The organism is Devosia polycyclovorans (assembly GCF_042181575.1).
Classification (GTDB): Bacteria; Pseudomonadota; Alphaproteobacteria; order Rhizobiales; family Devosiaceae; genus Devosia; species Devosia polycyclovorans.
Genome location: NZ_CP170082.1, coordinates 3,336,030 through 3,353,798, shown reverse-complemented (window position 1 = coordinate 3,353,798; position 17,769 = coordinate 3,336,030). Strand labels below are relative to the sequence as shown.

At 61.5% G+C, this 17,769-nt stretch carries 13 protein-coding genes; 9 read left to right on the top strand and 4 right to left on the bottom strand.

The features are described from left to right. Positions 1-2: 2 nt before the first annotated feature. Positions 3-965 (top strand): adenosylcobinamide-phosphate synthase CbiB, encoded by a 963-nt coding sequence (gene cbiB, locus ACE4RL_RS16720; RefSeq protein ID WP_375598234.1) that lies wholly within the window; start codon positions 3-5, stop codon positions 963-965. Here the strand turns inward: cbiB and cobU are convergent. Next, on the bottom strand, positions 958-1,494 hold the full coding sequence (gene cobU / locus ACE4RL_RS16715; RefSeq protein ID WP_375598233.1) for a bifunctional adenosylcobinamide kinase/adenosylcobinamide-phosphate guanylyltransferase: 537 nt from the start codon (positions 1,492-1,494) through the stop codon (positions 958-960). The two genes, cbiB and cobU, sit on opposite strands and share 8 nt — an antisense overlap. Positions 1,495-1,776: 282 nt before the next feature. On the opposite strand from cobU, the gene ACE4RL_RS16710 reads away from it, so the two are divergent. The 4 genes from ACE4RL_RS16710 to edd all read left to right on the top strand — a co-directional run bounded on the left by ACE4RL_RS16710 (position 1,777) and on the right by edd (position 6,846). Next, entirely contained in the window at positions 1,777-2,718 is a 942-nt protein-coding gene (locus ACE4RL_RS16710) for a BadF/BadG/BcrA/BcrD ATPase family protein (protein WP_375598232.1), read from the top strand. A 13-nt stretch (positions 2,719-2,731) separates the two neighbouring features. Beyond that, the gene (gene zwf, locus ACE4RL_RS16705; RefSeq protein ID WP_375598231.1) at positions 2,732-4,216 is read left to right on the top strand and encodes a glucose-6-phosphate dehydrogenase; all 1,485 of its coding nucleotides are present in this window, start codon (positions 2,732-2,734) and stop codon (positions 4,214-4,216) included. Continuing rightward, the gene (pgl, locus tag ACE4RL_RS16700) at positions 4,213-4,908 is read left to right on the top strand and encodes a 6-phosphogluconolactonase (protein WP_375598230.1); all 696 of its coding nucleotides are present in this window, start codon (positions 4,213-4,215) and stop codon (positions 4,906-4,908) included. The genes zwf and pgl overlap by 4 nt, the downstream gene beginning before the upstream one ends. Positions 4,909-5,031: 123 nt before the next feature. Beyond that, entirely contained in the window at positions 5,032-6,846 is a 1,815-nt protein-coding gene (gene edd, locus ACE4RL_RS16695) for a phosphogluconate dehydratase (RefSeq protein ID WP_375598229.1), read from the top strand. On the opposite strand, the gene ACE4RL_RS16690 is transcribed toward edd, so the two are convergent. Next, entirely contained in the window at positions 6,839-7,972 is a 1,134-nt protein-coding gene (locus ACE4RL_RS16690) for a citrate synthase (protein WP_375598228.1), read from the bottom strand. The two genes, edd and ACE4RL_RS16690, sit on opposite strands and share 8 nt — an antisense overlap. Before the next feature lie 83 nt (positions 7,973-8,055). On the opposite strand from ACE4RL_RS16690, the gene ACE4RL_RS16685 reads away from it, so the two are divergent. Further along, positions 8,056-9,129, top strand: coding sequence for a citrate synthase/methylcitrate synthase (locus ACE4RL_RS16685; protein WP_375598227.1), 1,074 nt, complete (start codon positions 8,056-8,058; stop codon positions 9,127-9,129). Here ACE4RL_RS16685 and ACE4RL_RS16680 read toward each other — a convergent pair. Then, positions 9,105-10,661, bottom strand: a complete 1,557-nt coding sequence (locus ACE4RL_RS16680; RefSeq protein WP_375598226.1) for a VOC family protein — start codon at positions 10,659-10,661, stop codon at positions 9,105-9,107. The genes ACE4RL_RS16685 and ACE4RL_RS16680 overlap by 25 nt on opposite strands. Beyond that, positions 10,658-12,472: a DNA mismatch repair endonuclease MutL gene (mutL, locus tag ACE4RL_RS16675; RefSeq protein WP_375598225.1), complete on the bottom strand. Its 1,815-nt coding sequence runs from the start codon at positions 12,470-12,472 to the stop codon at positions 10,658-10,660. Before mutL ends, ACE4RL_RS16680 begins: the two co-directional genes overlap by 4 nt. Before the next feature lie 667 nt (positions 12,473-13,139). On the opposite strand from mutL, the gene ACE4RL_RS16670 reads away from it, so the two are divergent. From ACE4RL_RS16670 to ACE4RL_RS16660, 3 genes are all read left to right on the top strand, one after another. After that, complete coding sequence (locus tag ACE4RL_RS16670; protein WP_375598224.1) at positions 13,140-14,735, top strand: ATP-dependent endonuclease; 1,596 nt, start codon at positions 13,140-13,142, stop codon at positions 14,733-14,735. Continuing rightward, positions 14,722-15,798, top strand: coding sequence for a hypothetical protein (locus ACE4RL_RS16665; RefSeq protein ID WP_375598223.1), 1,077 nt, complete (start codon positions 14,722-14,724; stop codon positions 15,796-15,798). Before ACE4RL_RS16670 ends, ACE4RL_RS16665 begins: the two co-directional genes overlap by 14 nt. Before the next feature lie 268 nt (positions 15,799-16,066). Further along, positions 16,067-17,704: an alpha/beta hydrolase gene (locus ACE4RL_RS16660; protein ID WP_375598222.1), complete on the top strand. Its 1,638-nt coding sequence runs from the start codon at positions 16,067-16,069 to the stop codon at positions 17,702-17,704. Positions 17,705-17,769: the final 65 nt, after the last annotated feature.

The window sequence follows — 17,769 nt, the reverse complement described above, 5'->3', positions numbered from 1 at the left end:
ACGTGGATCCGCTGATTTCCCCCTTGGCCCTGGCCGTCGAACGCTGGCTCGGCTACCCGCAAAAGCTCATCGACACCATCGGCCATCCAGTGATGTGGTTCGGCAAGCTGATCAGTTTCTGTGAAGAGCGGCTGAACACCACGCGCCGCTTGCCTGCCCAGCGCAAGTTGGCTGGTATTGTCGCTCTGGGTTTGCTCGTGCTTTCGGTTCTGATTGTTACTGTCGGTATCCGCACCGTCTTGTCTTGGGTTCCGTTGGGCTGGATCATCGAGATGATGATTGCCACGGCGTTTCTGGCCCAGAAGGAATTGGGACGGGCTGTCGAGACGGTTTCCGAGGCGCTGCGAACGTCAACCGAAGCTGGTCGAGAGGCGGTCAGCCACGTCGTCGGGCGCGATCCGCAGGCGCTCGATGAGGCGGGGGTAGCCCGCGCCGCAGTGGAAACCTTGGCCGAGAGCACCTCGGATGGCGTGATCGCGCCCTGGCTGTTCCTGCTGCTGTTCGGGCTACCAGGCATTGCCGTCTACAAGGCCGTCAACACGGCTGATTCGATGATCGGTCATCGCGATGAGCGTTATCGCGATTATGGCTGGGCAGCAGCGAAGCTCGATGACGTGCTGAATTGGGTACCGGCGCGCCTTAGTGCTCTGCTTATTACTGGCGCATGTTTCTTCACACCGGGTGCCAGCCCTGGCCGCGCCTGGGCGACAGCGCAGCGTGATGCGGCAAAACACGATTCGCCCAATGCCGGTTGGCCAGAAGCAACCTTTGCCGGCGCGCTCAATTTCCAGCTCGGCGGTCCGCGGAGCTATGATGGCGAACTGGTCGATCTGCCCGCATTCGGCAGCGGCAAGGCGGGGCTGGGGCCAAGCGACATCATGCCGGCTCTATTGCTCTATCGCCGTACACTAGACGTTTTGCTGGGGCTGAGCGGCCTTATCGCGCTCATGCTGCTGATCAGCTGAGCGGGCCAGGGTTTTCTCCCTTCATCGTGAGGGGCAATCCGGCGGCAATGAAATAGACATCGTCGCAGATCTCTGCGAGCCGCTGATGAGTCGAACCGGCCAGATCACGAAAGGTGCGGGCCATGGCATTGTCCGGAACGATGCCCATTCCGACCTCATTGGACACGAGGATGACCTTGGTCTGCCGAAGCTCTTCAAGAGTTCCATATAGCTCGGTGACGGCCGTCGCGACGTCTCCATTGGCCAGCAGCAGATTGGTGATCCACAGCGTCAGGCAGTCGACCAGGATGACGTCATGCGATTTCGCGGCCTTGAGCAGGGCGTGAGACAGCTCGACTGGCTCCTCGATTGTCGTGAACCTTTCGCCCCGACTGGCCTGATGACTGCGCACACGCTCATGCATTTCCGAATCCAGCACGGTGGCCGTGGCGAGATAGGCGGGCCTGGACCCGGCATACAGCGCCAGCCCCTCGGCAAAGGCAGTTTTTCCCGAGCGAGCGCCGCCCAGGACCAGGCAATGTCGTGTCATGGTCAATCCTTGCTCGGGCCGCGCCGCTCCCCTTTTTTCCGTGACCGATACCTTCGCCCCAAACGTGTCGGGCTTGCAAGGCGTTCCCCCGCCTCGCGCTCTACGCAGGGGGTGCATGCAGCAGGCCGACTAGGCAATGCCATTTTCTTGGCGCCTACTACTTTCGTCTTAGCGCCTTTCGCATTATGGTCCGCGCCGAATTGACCACCTAGTTTGGGAGAAGTGGGGCACGGCATTCGCCTGTTGCCTTCAATTTTCCTCACACCCACGGAGATGCCTTTCGTGCCGCGATATTATCTTGGCGTTGACGGAGGCGGCACCAATTGCCGCGTGCGCCTGGCCAATGAGCAGCTGGAAACACTGGCAGAGGTCAAGAACGGCCGGTCGAACCTGCAGATCGACGGGGGCGAACCTGCCTACAAAGCCATCAGCGCCGGGGCGCAGGATGTGTTTCAGGCGGCGGGAATCGATTTTGCCGAAGCTGCCAACACCTATGCCTGTTTCGGCATGGCCGGTGGTCGCATGGATTCGGCGCGTGACGCGTTTGCGGCGCGCTCCTGGCCCTTTGCCGGTGTGAAGGTCTATGACGATATCGACATCGCCCATGCCGGCGCCCTGGGCGGCGAGGAGGGCGGCGTCGTCATCATCGGCACCGGCTCGGCGGCCATGTCCATCGTCAATGGCACCCGCCACCAGGCTGGCGGTTGGGGTTTTCACATCGGCGACCAGATGAGCGGCGCCATCCTCGGGCGCGAACTGGTGCGCTATGCGGTTGAAGCCGAAGACGGTCTGGTCGAGGCCTCGCCCTTGACCAGGGCGGTCATCTCCGCATTGGGCGGCGACAATCAGGCGGTCATGACCTGGTCCTTTGCTACGGAAATGGATTTGAAGCTTCTGAGCCGCGACGGCTCGGAAGGCTGCGACGATGCATTGGTGGGACGTGCGCCGGGTGAGTTCGGCAAGCTCATGCCGCTTTTCTTTGATTATCTCGAACAGAACGATCCGGTCGCGCAGAAATTGTTGGCCATCCAGGTCGGCTACGTCGACACCTACGTGAACTGGTTCAAGAGCCACGGCGCCAACGTCATGGCCATCGTCGGTGGGCTGGGGCAACGCCTCTTCCCCATCCTGCAGCAACACTATGGTGACTTTGTCGCTTTGCCCAAATACGAACCTCTGCACGGCGCGGTGATCCTCGCCAAACAGAATTTCGCGTCAAACTAAGGGACGTCCCACTTTGTCCAGCCGCATCATTCCCGTCCAGCCTTTCGATTACGTGGTGTTCGGCGCCACCGGTGACCTGACCAAGCGCAAGCTGATACCTGCGCTGTACCACCGTTTCTTGGATGGTCAATTCGACGAGCAGAGCCGCATCATTGGCGTCTCGCGCTCCAAGTTCAGCGACGCCGAGTTCCAGAAATTGGCCGGTGATGCCATCGCCCAGTTCGTAGAGAAGGATTACCAGGACGCCGAGACCATCAAGCGCTTTCTGACCATCTTCTCCTACGTGGTCAATGACGTGTCCAACGAGGCCGGCTGGGGCGATATCAAGAAGGCGCTGCGCGACGATCCCAAAGTGGTGCGCGCTTTCTACCTGGCTGTGGCGCCAGATCTGTTCGAGCCTATCGCCGAGCAGTTGGCCAAGACCAAGGTCTATCGCCGCGACGCGCGTGTGGTGATTGAGAAGCCCTTGGGCCATGACCTCGCTTCGTCGATCGAAATCAATGACGGTGTGGCCAAGATCTTCAAGGAAGATCAGGTCTACCGTATCGACCATTATCTGGGCAAAGAGACAGTGCAAAACCTGCTGGCGCTGCGCTTTGCCAACACCCTGTTCGAGCCGATCTGGAATTCGGCCCATATCGACCACGTGCAGTTGACCGTAGCTGAGAGTGTCGGCGCCGGCACGCGCGGCTATTATGACGAGAGTGGCGCTTTGCGCGACATGATCCAGAACCACATGCTGCAGTTGCTCTGCCTCGTGGCCATGGAGCCGCCCGCCAGCGACGATGCCAATGCACTGCGCGACGAGAAGCTTAAGGTTCTGCGGGCCCTCCGCCCCATCACCAACGGCGAAGTCGCAACCAAGACCGTGCGCGGCCAGTATCGCGGCGTGAAGTCCGAGACCGCCGCCGTGGCCAGCTACCAGGACGAATTGCCCGAGGACAAGAAGGGCAGCCACACCGAAACCTTCGTGGCGCTCAAGGCCGAGATCGACAATTGGCGCTGGGCGGGTGTGCCGTTCTACATGCGCACCGGCAAGCGCATGGCTGAGCGCGTGTCGGAAATCTGCATTCAGTTCAAGCCCATTCCGCATTCGATCTTCGACCATGCCGAGGGCGCACCCAAGGCCAACAAGCTGATCATCCGCCTGCAGCCCGATGAGGGCGTCAAGATGATGATGATGATCAAGGATCCGGGGCCGGGTGGCATGCGCTTGCGCCAGGTGCCGCTCAATCTCAGCTTTGCCGAGACCTTCACCGAGCGCACGCCCGAAGCCTATGAGCGCCTGCTGCTCGACGTGGTGCGGGGCAACCAGACCCTGTTTATGCGCCGGGACGAGCTCGAAGCGGCCTGGATGTGGGTCGATCCCATTCGCGAGGCCTGGGATCGCTCTTCCGAGCCGCCGCAGACCTACACCGCCGGTACCTGGGGCCCAAGTGGCGCCGTGGCCTTGATCGAGCGCGACGGCCGCACTTGGTATGAGGGTCCGAACTCGTGAGCATCGAACGCCGCAGCTTCGCCGACAAGTCGACCTTGGCCAAGGAACTGGCCGAGTCCGTGGCCGATCGCATCCGCGCGGCCATTGCCACTCACGGCGTGGCCGCCATCGCCGTGAGCGGAGGGTCAACACCGGGCAAATTCTTCCAGGCTTTGGGCAAGACCAAGGATATCGACTGGTCCAAGGTGGTGGTAACCTTGGTCGACGAGCGCTGGGTCGATGAAACCAGCGATCGCTCCAATGCCGCTCTGGTCAATGAGAAGATGTTGCAGGGACCGGCCGCCACGGCGCGTTTCTTCCCCCTGTACTCTGGTGGCGACGAGCCCACCGAAGCCGCAATTGCCAAGACCAACGCCTTGATGGCTGATCTGCCCCAGCCTTTTGCTGCGGTCATTCTGGGCATGGGCAATGATGGCCACACGGCAAGCTTCTTTCCGGGCGGTGACACGCTGGACGCGGCGCTGACCCAGGAAGGTCCTACGCTCGCCATTCGCGCCCCTGGTGCCGGCGAACCACGGGTGACCTTCACTCTGCCGGCCCTGCTCAAAACCGATAGCCTCTACTTGCACATTGAAGGTGAGGGTAAGGCCGAGGTGCTCGAAACCGCGCTGGGTGACGGCCCGGTTAAGGACATGCCGATCCGCGCCGTTCTGCGCTCGGGCGCGCCGGTGACTGTTTACTGGTGCCCATAAGGCTCCTGGGGCGGTCCCCAATCGACCGCCCTGGCCGCTGATTGGTACTGGTATTTTGATGCAAGGATAACCGCGCCAGCGGCCCCCTTCTGGCGCGTCCTTGCCAGCATATGGAGACTTGCCATGACCGTCCGCCAGGCTATCCAGGACGTGACCAACCGCATTGCCGCGCGCAGCCGTGACAGCCGCCGCGACTATCTCGACCGTCTCGATGCGGCCAAGGAACAGGGCGTCTACCGTTCTGCCTTGTCCTGCGGCAATCTTGCCCACGGCTTTGCCGCCTGTTCCCCCTCGGAGAAGGCCGCGCTGGCCGGCAACAAGACGCTGAACCTGGGCATCGTCAATTCCTATAACGACATGCTGAGCGCCCATCAGCCCTATCAATTCTACCCCGAAATCATCAAGGAAGCGGCGCGTGAGGTTGGCGCGACGGCGCAGGTGGCTGGCGGTGTCCCGGCTATGTGCGACGGCGTCACCCAGGGGCAGCCAGGCATGGATCTGAGCCTGTTCAGCCGCGACGTGATCGCCATGGCGACCGCCATTTCGCTCAGCCACAACATGTTCGATGCCGCCGTCTATCTTGGCATTTGCGACAAGATCGTGCCGGGCTTGGTCATTGGCGCGCTGAGCTTCGGCCATCTGCCAGCCGTCTTTATTCCGGCTGGGCCGATGCCCTCGGGCCTGCCTAATGACGAAAAGAGCAAGATCCGCCAGCTCTACATGGAGGGCAAGGTCGGCCGCGCCGAACTGCTGGAAGCTGAGAGCAAGTCCTACCACTCGGCCGGCACCTGCACATTCTATGGCACGGCCAATTCCAATCAGATGCTCATGGAAATCATGGGCCTCCACTTGCCCGGCGCCAGTTTCGTCAATCCAGGCACCCCGCTGCGCGACGCCCTGACCCGCGAGGCCACCAAGCGCGCTCTGTCGCTTTCGGCACGAGGCAACAACTATACGCCCATCGGCCACATCATGGACGAGAAGGCCATCGTCAATGGCCTCGTCGGGCTGCATGCCACGGGTGGCTCGACCAATCACACCATGCACCTGATCGCCATGGCCGCCGCGGCCGGGCTCCAGGTCACCTGGGACGATATGAGCGATCTCAGCGATGCCACGCCATTGCTGGCGCGCGTCTATCCCAACGGCGTGGCCGACGTAAACCATTTCCATGCGGCCGGCGGCATGGGCTTTCTCATCAAGGAACTGCTCAATGACGGCTATCTGCATGAGGACGTCAAAACAGTGTGGGGCACTGGTCTTTCGGGATATACGGTCGAAGCCAAACTGATCGAGGACACGCTGAGCTTCGAGCAGGCGCCCGACGAAAGCGCGCTGCCCAAGGTTCTGACCAGCACCAAGACGCCGTTCCAGCCCACTGGCGGCTTGAAACTGCTCAAGGGCAATCTGGGTCGCTCGGTCATCAAGGTCTCCGCGGTCAAGCCCGAGCACCGCGTGATCGAAGCGCCCGCCAGGGTGTTCCACGGACAGGAGGGCCTGCAGGCCGCCTTCAAGGCAGGTGAATTGACCGGCGACATGATCGCCGTGGTCCGCTTCTCCGGTCCCAAGGCCATCGGCATGCCCGAACTGCACAAGCTGACACCGGCCCTGGGTGTGCTGCAGGATCGCGGCTTCAAGGTTGCTCTGTTGACCGACGGACGCATGTCGGGTGCCTCTGGCAAGGTGCCCGCCGCGATCCACATGACGCCCGAGGCCATGGACGGCGGACCGATCAGCAAGATCCGCGATGGCGACGTGATCCGGCTCGACGCCAATGAAGGCACGCTGACCTTCCTCGGGGACGAGAAGGAATTTTTCTCGCGCACACCCTCGACCGAAGACCTCCGCCCGCAACATTTTGGCATGGGCCGCGAACTGTTCGCTGGTTTCCGTAGCCTGGTGGGTGTGGCTGACAAGGGCGCGAGCGTTTTCAACTGATCATTGGGTCCGGACCGGAGTAGCGGGCACGCGGTCGAATCAGCGCGCCGGTCTCCACCTGTTCAAGAGCGTGGGCGATCCAGCCCACGCTGCGGGCCAGGGCAAAGATTTGCAGCGGCGCGTCAGACGGCAGGTTGAAAGCTGCCGTCAATGCGGCGAGTGCAAAATCGATATTGGGCTTTTCGCCGATCAGCCGCTCTCCGGTCGCGGCCAGTTCCGCAAACACTATCGGCACGTTGAACGCCGCCATCAGTGAATCGGCTCGTACATCGCCATCTGAATAAAGCCGATGCCCGAAACAGGGCAGCGCACTTCCCTGCCGGATATGGGCGCCAATGGCCTTGGCGGCACCCTGCTTTTGTGCCTGCTCCACCAGTCCCGCCATGCTCTGGCTGGCATTGCCATGCAGCGGACCAGACAGGGCTGCCAATCCCGCCAGAACCGCCGCCGATAAAGGCGCGCCGGTGGATGCCGTCACCCGCGCCGCAAAGGTCGAGGCATTGAGTTCGTGCTCGGCCAGAAGCACCAGGGCCCGGCGGATGGCATTTGCTGCGTCGGGCCGGTTCCATTGCCTGGCCAGGCGAGAATGCAGCGGCGCATCGCCCGGCGCGGCCAACGCCTCGGCGAGAAAAGACACCGTCCTCGCAGCGTCCGCAATCAGCACCGTGCGCGTGCGCCCGGCGGTGGGCATGTCAGTCGCGGCCAGTTCCGCCGTGGCGCGGTAGGCCGCTGGCAAGCCGGGCTCTCCCACCTGCGTCGTGCTGCCAAAAACGGGTGGCGCGGCGCTTTGCCAGAGGAGCCTTGCAACCTCTTCCAGCGTCGCCGCTTCGGCCAGGGCGGCTGCATCCTGGCCGCGGTAAAGCAATCGGCCATCCTTTACTGTCGCAATGGCCGTTTCCAGCACGGGCTCGCCCCAGGCGATGGTTCCAGTCGCAACTGTGTGAGCTGGTCGTCGACCCTTCTGCCGGGCGGCCAGCCGCTCGACGTCCTCCTGCCGGTAAAGGCTGCGTCGCGGATCGGCGGGGTCGGGTCGCGCGCCAATCCGGCCACGGCTCACATTGGCATAAAGCGTTTGCGGCTTGGTGCCCAGCTGCGCCAGGGCCTGCTCGGCGGTGATCCAGCTCATATGGCCTCACATTGATCAATTGCATCAAGATTGACGTCAATCTTGATTGGCCTGATCTAGAGCGAAACAGCAAGGAGAGCAACATGTCTGGCCTCGATGATGTCATTGCCGCCGAAACCCGATTGTCCGAAGTCGATGGGCTCAATGGGCGTCTCGTTATCTGCGGTCACAGCCTGGAGTCGTTGGCGGGGCAAAAGAGCTATGAGGCTGTGCTGACACTGCTGCTGCCCGACATGTTGTCCGTCAGCGAGGACGATTTGCGGGCAGAACTGGGGCAGGCCAGGCTGCGTGCCTTTCGGGAACTGGCAAGCCTCGATACCGGTTTGGTCTCCTTGTCGATCACGGAAGGTCTCCGAGCCCTTATGGCACGGCTTCCAGATGGGGAGGATAAGGCGGTGGCTCTGTTGCAGATTGCTGCACCGGCCGTCTTCGTGCCAGCTCTGATCCGTGCCAAGGCCGGAAAGAAGCCGATACCGCCCCATATCGGACGCAGCCACGCAGCAGACATGCTGGCGATGTTGACGGGAGACCTGCCGGGCGATGAGCAGATCAAGGCTCTCGACGCCTATCTCGTGACCATCTCCGATCATGGGCTCAATGCCTCGACCTTCACGGCGCGTGTCGTGGCCTCAACCCGAGCTGGCTATGCCTCGGCAGTGCTGGCCGCGTTGGGAGCGCTCAAGGGGCCATTGCATGGCGGGGCACCAGGACCAGTGCTTGATATGCTCGATGCCGTTGCCATCCCCGATAATGCCACGGCTTGGCTGGCCGGGGAGATCTCCCGCGGTGAGCGGCTCATGGGTTTCGGCCACCGCATCTACCGGGTCCGCGATCCGAGGGCCGATGCGCTCAAAACAGCGCTCAATCGGCTCGGTGCTGCCGGTGGCATGGATGCCGATCGACTTGCTTTGGCTGAGGCGGTCGAGCGCGCGGCGCTGGCAGCGTTGCGGGCGGCCAAGCCGGACAGGGTGCTGGAAACCAATGTGGAGTTCTTCACCGCGCTTTTGCTCGAAGCGCTCGGTTTCCCGCGGGATGCTTTCACCGGTGTCTTTGCCGCCGGCCGGGTCGGCGGCTGGGTCGCCCATGCCCATGAGCAGATCGAGACCGGCCGGCTGATTCGCCCGCAGTCACGCTATGTCGGCCTAAAAGCGGCGTGATCTAGCCATTCGGAGATGGCCGGTGGGTCATGTGGCCCGAGTTCATGCCCGCCGGAAAGAATACGGGTGGTCACCAGGGCGCCGGATTTTGCAAGCGCATCAGCCAGCCTTTCGCCCGCCGGGCGGAAGGCATCGTTCTCGCCCAGAAGAATGAGGATCTTCGTGTCCGACAGGTCGACCTCCGGCACGGCCTCCAGCACCATGACCGGCCGCAACAGGATGGCCCGCTGGACCATTCCGGGATGCAGCAGCATGGCTGCGCCGAGCAGGTTCGCGCCATTGGAATAGCCCAGGGCCACCAGCCGCTCCGGGTCGAGTCGGTAAGAGCCGCTGGCTTGTTCGAAAAACGCTTCCAGCGCACCCGCTTCAAACCGAACGTCCTTCTGGTCGAAGATCGCTGGCCCCAGGGCCCGGAACCAGCGCCGCGTGCCGTCCTCCGTGCTGCGTCCGCGCAGCCCCAGTAGTGTCGCCTTTGGCGCCGCCTTGTGTGCCAAAGGCATCAGGTCAGTCTCGTCCCCGCCCGTGCCATGCAGCAGGACCAGCGTGGACCCGTTCGGCTGTTCCGGCGTGAAGAAGCGGTGCTTGTAGATGAGATCGCGATAGGCGACGCGCTCCTCGCCCGGCAGGCCGAACTGGGGCAGCATCACTTTCATCGCTTCCGGATCCGGCGTGTCCGGCGGCAGGAACAGCGTCTGGCCAAGGGTCTCGAGCGTTTCATCCAGCGTGAAGCCGGGTCCATCGCTGGCCATCTCGATCAGCACATTGCCCGGTTCGCGCACATAAAGCGAAGTGAAGTAATTGCGATCATGCAGCGTGGTGAGGCTTGAATTGCGCTTGCGCAATTCGGCTTCGACTGCCTCGACCTCTGCAGCGTCTACTGCGCGCACCGCGACATGATCTGCGGTCCCCGCGCCCGGTGCGCCCGGCCAGAAGCCGGCGGCATCGCGGATATCAATCACATCGCCAACGTCCGAGACCATCCGCTGGATCGGACCTTCAGATCCGGCCTTGGCAAAGCCGAAATAGCGGCTGAGATAGTCGACACTTTCCTCCTGCACATCCGAGAGCAGGGTCACCCCGCGAATGCGCTTGATCCGGTGCTCGATCGGAATATCGCGATCCGGCATCTCCAGAGCGGCAATATCGGCGCTGACCAGCTTGATGAGGAAGCCGTCGGGATCGCGCAGCCGCAAAGCCGTTTCGCCGAATTCCTGCCCCGTGCCCTCGACCTTGACCTGATGCGTCAACGCCCGCTCCAGCCAATAGCCGATGGAGCCTTGGGGAATGGCCAATGCAATTTCGCTGACCTGGCCAGCGCCCGCCTGTCCGGCCGAGCCACCCTGCCAGACCAGAAAGGTCAGCAGCGCGCCCGGACTGGCTGCGAAATCGCCGTAGAACAGATGCAACTGCCGTGCATCCGCATAGCCGCCGGTCTGCTTGACCAGCCGAAGGCCGAGAAATCCGACATAGAAGTCGACATTGGCCTGCACATCGGCGGTGATCAGGGTGACGTGGTGGATGCCGCTGGTCATCGGCTTCTCCCGAACAGGCGCTCGATATCGCCCTTTTTCAGTTCCACGTAAGTGGGGCGCCCATGGATGCACTGGCCCGAATGGGGCGTTGCTTCCATGTCGCGAAGGAGGGCGTTCATCTCGTCGGCCCGCAGGCGCCGACCGGAGCGGACCGAACCGTGACAGGCCATGCGCCCGATAATGGCCTCCATGCGCGCGGTGAGGGCGGCGGTGCTGTCCCATTCGGCCAGTCCGTCGGCCAGATCCCGGATCAGGCCGAAAATATCGGGATTGCCGAGCAGTGCCGGGGTCTCGCGCACGGCGATGGCCCGGGGGCCGAAGCGGTCGAGATAGAGCCCGAACCTTTCCAACTCCGGGGCGGCTTCCTCGAGCCGGGCACAGTCCTCTTCGGGCAACTCGACAATGACCGGGATCAGTTGCGCCTGGCTGGCGACGGGGCCGGAGGCAAGCTGGGCCTTGAAGCGTTCATAGACCAGCCGTTCATGGGCCGCGTGCTGATCGACCAGCAACAGGCCGTCGCCGTTCTGGGCGATGATGTAATTGTCGAACATCTGTGCTCGGGCCGTGCCGAGCGGAAAATCAACCGGTTCGGCAGCGGGCTCGAACGCCTCGACGCGAACGCTTGGCGCGGTGAAGCCGGCAAGCTGGCCGGGATGCCGGTCGAGATTGAGTGGGGCTCGTTTGGGCTGCCAATCAAAGCGCTGCGGCAGGTAGGCGGATGATGCCGGAGCGACCGGGGCAGGGGCAGATGGCTCGGCCATTTCCGGGGCGCTGAAGGCCCCCAGAATGTCTTCGGCCACGCTTGATGAGGCCTTGAAGCCGGCGCTGGCGAGGGCCGTGCCAATGGCTTTGATGACAGCACCGCGTACCGCGCCCTGATCGCGAAACCTGAGCTCTGCCTTGGCGGGATGCACATTGACGTCCACCTCGGCCGGGTCGATGGCGAGATACAGCGCCACCACCGGGAACCGGTCGCGGAACACATAATCGGCAAAGGCGGCCCGCACCGCGCCGACCAGCACCTTGTCGCGCACCGAGCGGCCATTGACGAAATAGAACTGGCTGAGCGAATTGGCCCGCGTATAGGTGGGCAGACCCGCCATGCCGGCCACCACGATACCATGCCGGGCGGTGGCGAGGGTAACCGCGTTTTCGACGAAGTCGGCGCCCATCACCTGGCCCAGCCGGCCCCCGAGCGCTCCTTCCCCGGTGACTGCCGGCCAGTTCGACGCAGTGCGATCCGAACCCTCGAGCACGAAATGCACCGCTGGATTGGCCATGGCCAGACGCCTGACCACATCGGTAATGGCGGCGGTTTCCGAGCGGGCGCTCTTGAGGAATTTCCGCCGCGCCGGGATCTGGGCGAAGAGGTCCTTGACCTCAATGACCGTGCCCCGGTTCATCGCCTGTGGCATGGGACCGCTGCGCCGGCCATTGTCGACCACCAGCACGAGACCCGATTCCGCGTCGGCAGTGCGCGAGGCGACCGACAGGCGGGCGACCGAGCCGATCGAGGCCAGTGCCTCGCCGCGAAAGCCCAGGGTGCGAATATCGTCCAGATCATCGGCACTGAGCTTGGAGGTGGCATGGCGCTCCACCGAGAGCAGCAGATCCTCCCGATCCATGCCGTGCCCGTCATCGGCAATGCGGATCAGGTCCATGCCGCCATTGGCGGTGGTGATGGTGATGCGCCGCGCGCCGGCATCGATGGAATTTTCCACCAGCTCCTTGACCACGCTGGCCGGTCGCTCGACGACCTCGCCGGCGGCGATGCGATTGATCAGGTCTTCGGGCAGTTGGCGGATGGGCAAGGGCGATTCTCCTTGCCCCCAATATAGGGCAGCGCCCGGCGCTTTCCGACCCGCCTGGCACATTGTGCCCAAGCCAATTCACCGCCCTCTGCCGCCGCAGCATGGCGCATGGGCTGTTACCCTCTCGCACCAGCGGGCGCGCCAATGCCCCGGTCAGCCCTTGCGGCTTCCGGTTGGAACTGGACGTATCCCGAGGCGCGTGCGTCTCAGTAAATCTAAGTAAATAGAGACGTCGCCGCCTCGGGATACCGGGTTTCTCCTGCGCATCGTGGTGCCTTTTGATCGCTCGTCGCAAGGCGACCGACCCGCAGGCAGGTCCTGGAGCGACCCAGCACCCAACCGGCTCCTCCCGCAAAAGTTCGCTGCAGTCCGTCCGCGCGGGGGTGATGGGGGGGGAGGATAAGGGAGGAATTGGGTGCGGGGATAACTTTCTGCTCAACGCCGGTTTCATCATCTACGGCGGGACACTATGGCGATGGTCGGGCCACTTCTGGGGCAGATTGAGAGGTTGGGCGAAACGCCGACGCCATTGTACAGAAATGGGCCGGAATTCTGCATCCGGAAACGGACGCACGCAAGTTGAACAACTCGACTAGTCTGGACACTGCTACCCGAGCATGGAGAATCCCTCTAGTTTGGCATTGATTTGATGCTGTGGTGAGAGTCTATGTTGAATATCGATCGAGTGTTGGTGCGCAATTACAGATGTTTACGTGAGGCGGACCTCACTCTGAATCCAGATCTAAACATCATCGTCGGTGACAACGAGTGCGGGAAATCAACGCTACTTGAGGCGATCCATCTGGCCCTCAGCGGACAGCTAAACGGCCGGGCGGTGCAGACCGAGCTGCATCCCCACATTTTCAACAGTTCGGTCGTTTCCGAGTACGTCGCAGCCATTCGCGCGAAGAAGGCGGTCCTGCCGCCTAGCATAGTTATTGAGCTTTATCTTGCTGATAATCCTGCGCTGGCAAAGCTTAAGGGCAACAACAACAGTCTAGGCAAAGACGTGCCGGGTATCCGTCTGACGATCGAGTTCAACGTGGACTATTCCGATGAGTACAAGGCCTACGTGGCCACTCCGGACGAAATCCGGACTTTGCCGATTGAATACTACGTGGTTCGGTGGCGGGGCTTCGACGATAACGACATCACTGCCCGCTCAATCCCGGTAAAGCCAGCGTTCATTGATGCAAGTACCATAAAGAATAATCTGGCCGCCAATCGGTATGTGGTCGACATCCTTCGCGACAGCCTCACCGCGACGCAGAAGGTGGATATGGCGCTTTCCTATCGCTTGATGAAGGACGCGTTCATGGATAACGCCAAGGTCAAGAAGGTGAATGCGGCGCTTGCCTCCAAAAAGGGTGATATTTCTGACAAAACGCTTTCGGTATCGCTGGACACCTCCTCCCGCTCCACGTGGGAGTCGGGCGTGATGCCTCATCTGGACGACATCCCTATGGCCTTGGTTGGAAAGGGAGAACAGAATTCAGTCAAGATCAAGCTCGCGATGGAATCGAAATCTGACTCCAATATCGTGTTAATCGAGGAGCCCGAAAACCATCTGTCCTTCAGCAACCTGAATACGCTGATCGCGCATATCGCAAATCATCGTGGCAACAGGCAGCTGCTGATCACGACCCACAGCAGCTTCGTGCTCAACAAGTTGGATCTTGGTGCCGTGGTGCTGTTCAAACGCGGCCAATCTTTTAGATTGACGGACCTGGACAAGGACACGAGAGACTATTTCATGCGCCTACCAGGCCATGACACGCTCCGTCTCATTCTTGCCAAGCGCTCAATCCTTGTGGAGGGTCCGTCGGACGAACTTATAGTGCAGGCTGCGTTCTTCCATAAGTTCGGCAAATTGCCACTCGACGCCGGTGTTGATGTGATTTCGGTCAACTCGCTGGCGTTCAAACGCTTTCTAGATATCGCAGCAGGGCTAGAAAAGACGGTCGACGTTGTGACCGATAACGACGGGGATGTGGCTGCGCTCCGGGCCAAGTACGCTGACTATCTGGGCTATGGGTGTATCAACATACGCTACGACGCCGACGAGACTTACCCAACCCTCGAACCTCAAATGCTCAAGGCAAATGGAAAAGCCGTCGTCGAGAAGGTGCTTGGTTCCAATTTTCCAGACGAAGCCTCCTTGTTGAAGTACATGAAAGCAAACAAAGCTGATGTCGCACTGAAGTTTTTTACCACAGAAGAGCCGTGGGTCCCGCCGGACTATATCGCAGATGCCATCGCCTAGTCGGATCATTATCTGTGCCGCGGGTGGCGGCAAAACTACGCGCATCGTTGAGGAAGCGTCTCGCTATGAAGGGAGAAGCCTCCTCGTCACCTATACCCGGAACAACGAAAGGGGGATCATTACCAAGTTTCACGAGCACGGGCCGGTGGTACCGTCGAACGTTGAGGTCGCGACTTGGTTTGCATTCCTGCTACGCGAGTTGGCTCGTCCTTATCGATCCGCGATGCACGAGCATCGGATCGAAGGGCTATTTTGGCAGGAAGGTAGGTCTGTGCCCTTTGTACCCGAAAAGAACAGGGCGAAGCACTACTTTTTCGAAGATTGCCTGATTTACTCAGACAAGATCGCCAAATTTGTTTGCGAGTGTGATCGGCTCTCTGGCGGTGCCGTGATGCGCAGGCTTGCGGCAAGGTTTAGCCGGATTTACGTAGACGAAATCCAGGACATGGCCGGGTACGATTTAGAGGTCCTCGAACTTATGCTTCGAAGTGGGGTCGAAGTTGTGCTTGTTGGAGACCATCGCCAGGCCACTTTCCAGACGAACTATTCCAACAAGAACTCGGCATTCGCTGGCGTTAAGATCATCGACAAGTTCCGAGAGTGGGATAAGTCAGGACTGGCCAAGCTTTCCTATGAGCAGCACACTCACAGGTGTCATCAAGATATAGCCGATCTGGGTGACAGGTTTTTTCCAATGGAGCCGCCAACAAAATCCCTTAGCGAAGACGTCACCGATCACGATGGCGTCTTCATAGTCGCCCCCTTTGATGTCAAGGCCTACGTGGCACGATACGCGCCGCAAGTGTTACGATACGACAAGAGGACGCCTTGCGATGGTCTCCCGGCAATGAACTTTGGCGAGTCAAAAGGTCTGACTTTTGACCGTGTACTGATCTATCCTCACGGACCGGCCAAGAAGTGGATTTCCACTGGGGATATTGCCCACATAGCCAAGTCGCTTCCCAAAATGTATGTCGGCGCGACAAGGGCCCGGCACAGCGTCGCATTTGTCCACGCCGGCCCAATGGTTATCCCTAATGCCAAGCGGCATCTAGAAAGCTGAACGATCCGCTGGTCTCCGGCGGCTTGGCTCCGGAAGAAGTTGACCACAAATATGACAATGGACGTGTCCGTGTTGCCTCCAGATCGCCAAGACGAGACTGTCCTTCCACCGCCACCTCATCCGCTAACATCACCCCGCCCCAATCGTCCGCCACCCTACCCCAGCATTGACCCCGTCAGCCTTCCGGGTTCACTTAGGCGCCATGTCGAGTGCTGAATCCCGCCCGCCAAAGGATTGGGCCCAAAGGGCAAATGCCTTTTGGGATGCGGTGGCCTATCATCTCTCGCCGCCAGGCCTCCTGGTCGGGTCGATCTTCTTTGCGCTTTCGCTGACGCCCTCGCTGCTGCCGCGCACCGAGACGGTGCAGGGCATTTTGTCGGGGTGCTGCTTTGCCATCGGCTATGGCTTTGGCAATCTGGCGCATTGGCTTTGGGGGTTTCTGGGACTCAAGGTGCCGCCGGGCCGGATCACAAGGGCGCTTGGACTTTTGGTCGGGCTGGTCTGCATCGGGCTGGTGCTGGTGGCGCTGTGGTATTCCAACACCTGGCAGAACTCGGTGCGCGCGGTGATGGAGATGCCGCCGGTAGAAGAAAACCAGCCGCTGCAGATCGCGACCTTTGCCCTGCCCATTGCCGCAGCCATTCTGATTGCCGGCAAGCTGCTGGTCACCATTATCCGGCTGATCTGGCACTGGCTGCTGCCGCATATGCCGCGCCGGGCGGCCTTTGTGGTGGCGACGGCGCTTGTAGCCCTGTTGATCAGCATTCTGGTCAACAATCTGTTCCTGCGCTCGGCCCTGCGTGCGGCCGACAATTTCTATGAGCGGCTCGACGCCCTGGTGCAGACCGATGCCGAAGCGCCTAGCCAATGGTTTCAGACCGGCAGCGCCGAGTCGCTGATCGACTGGGAGACCATCGGACGGGACTCGCGCGTCTATGTACAATCCGGTCCCGATGCGGCCGCGATTGAGGCTATGACCGGCAAGCCGGCGCTGCAGCCGCTGCGCACTTATGTCGGCCTGCGTTCGGCCCCCACGGTGATGGAACGCGCCCAGCTTGCCCTGGCCGAACTGGTGCGCATCGGCGCCTTTGAGCGCTCGGTGCTGGTGCTGGTGATGCCGGTGGGCACAGGCTGGGTCGACCCGGCGGCGATCGACACGCTCGAATATCTCCATGGGGGCGATGTGGCGAGCGTGGCGGTGCAATATTCCTATCTCACCAGCGTGCTTTCGCTCTTTATCGAACCCGAACTGGGCACCGAAACCGCCCAGGCGCTGTTCAACACGGTCTATGATTATTGGACGCAATTGCCGCGCGATGACCGGCCACGGCTTTATCTGCACGGATTGAGCCTGGGGGCGCTGGCCTCGCAGAATTCGACAACGGTCTATGATGTGCTGGCCGACCCCTTCGATGGGGCGCTCTGGGCCGGCCCGCCCTTTTCCAGTCCGATCTGGTCGCGCATGACCGAGAGCCGGGTGCCCGGATCGCCCGCCTGGTTGCCCCGCTTCGGCAATTCCTCGGCGGTGCGCTTCATGAACCAGACGGGCGCCAAGGATTGGGAGGGCCTGGCCTGGGGACCAATGCGCATAGTTTTCCTGCAATATGCCAGTGACCCGATCGTGTTCTTCTCCTTCGATGCCGACTGGCAGCGGCCCGACTGGCTGAACGCGCCGCGTGGCCCCGATGTCTCTCCTGCGCTCAACTGGTATCCGGTCATCACCTTCCTGCAATTGGCCCTCGATGCCGCGCTGGCGCAAACTCCGCCGGTGGGGCATGGCCATGTCTATGCCCCGGCGGACTATATCGATGCCTGGGTAGAGGTCACCCAGCCAGAGGGCTGGACCGAGGGCGAGCTGGAGGCGCTGAAGGCAGCCATTGATCCCGTTAAATACGCGCCGTTCTGAGCATGCGCGCCGCAGCAAATCTGCAAGACAGGCCACCAGCTGACGCCTATTGTGGGGCAGGGGGT

What these genes read in the sequence shown, in the direction of transcription:
- ACE4RL_RS16670 (WP_375598224.1), top strand. Translation starts at nt 13,140, where the DNA reads ATGTTGAATATCGATCGAGTGTTGGTGCGCAATTACAGATGTTTACGT.
- ACE4RL_RS16690 (WP_375598228.1), bottom strand. Translation starts at nt 7,972, where the DNA reads ATGAGCTGGATCACCGCCGAGCAGGCCCTGGCGCAGCTGGGCACCAAG.
- ACE4RL_RS16680 (WP_375598226.1), bottom strand. Translation starts at nt 10,661, where the DNA reads ATGACCAGCGGCATCCACCACGTCACCCTGATCACCGCCGATGTGCAG.
- edd (WP_375598229.1), top strand. Translation starts at nt 5,032, where the DNA reads ATGACCGTCCGCCAGGCTATCCAGGACGTGACCAACCGCATTGCCGCG.
- ACE4RL_RS16665 (WP_375598223.1), top strand. Translation starts at nt 14,722, where the DNA reads ATGCCATCGCCTAGTCGGATCATTATCTGTGCCGCGGGTGGCGGCAAA.
- cobU (WP_375598233.1), bottom strand. Translation starts at nt 1,494, where the DNA reads ATGACACGACATTGCCTGGTCCTGGGCGGCGCTCGCTCGGGAAAAACT.
- ACE4RL_RS16685 (WP_375598227.1), top strand. Translation starts at nt 8,056, where the DNA reads ATGTCTGGCCTCGATGATGTCATTGCCGCCGAAACCCGATTGTCCGAA.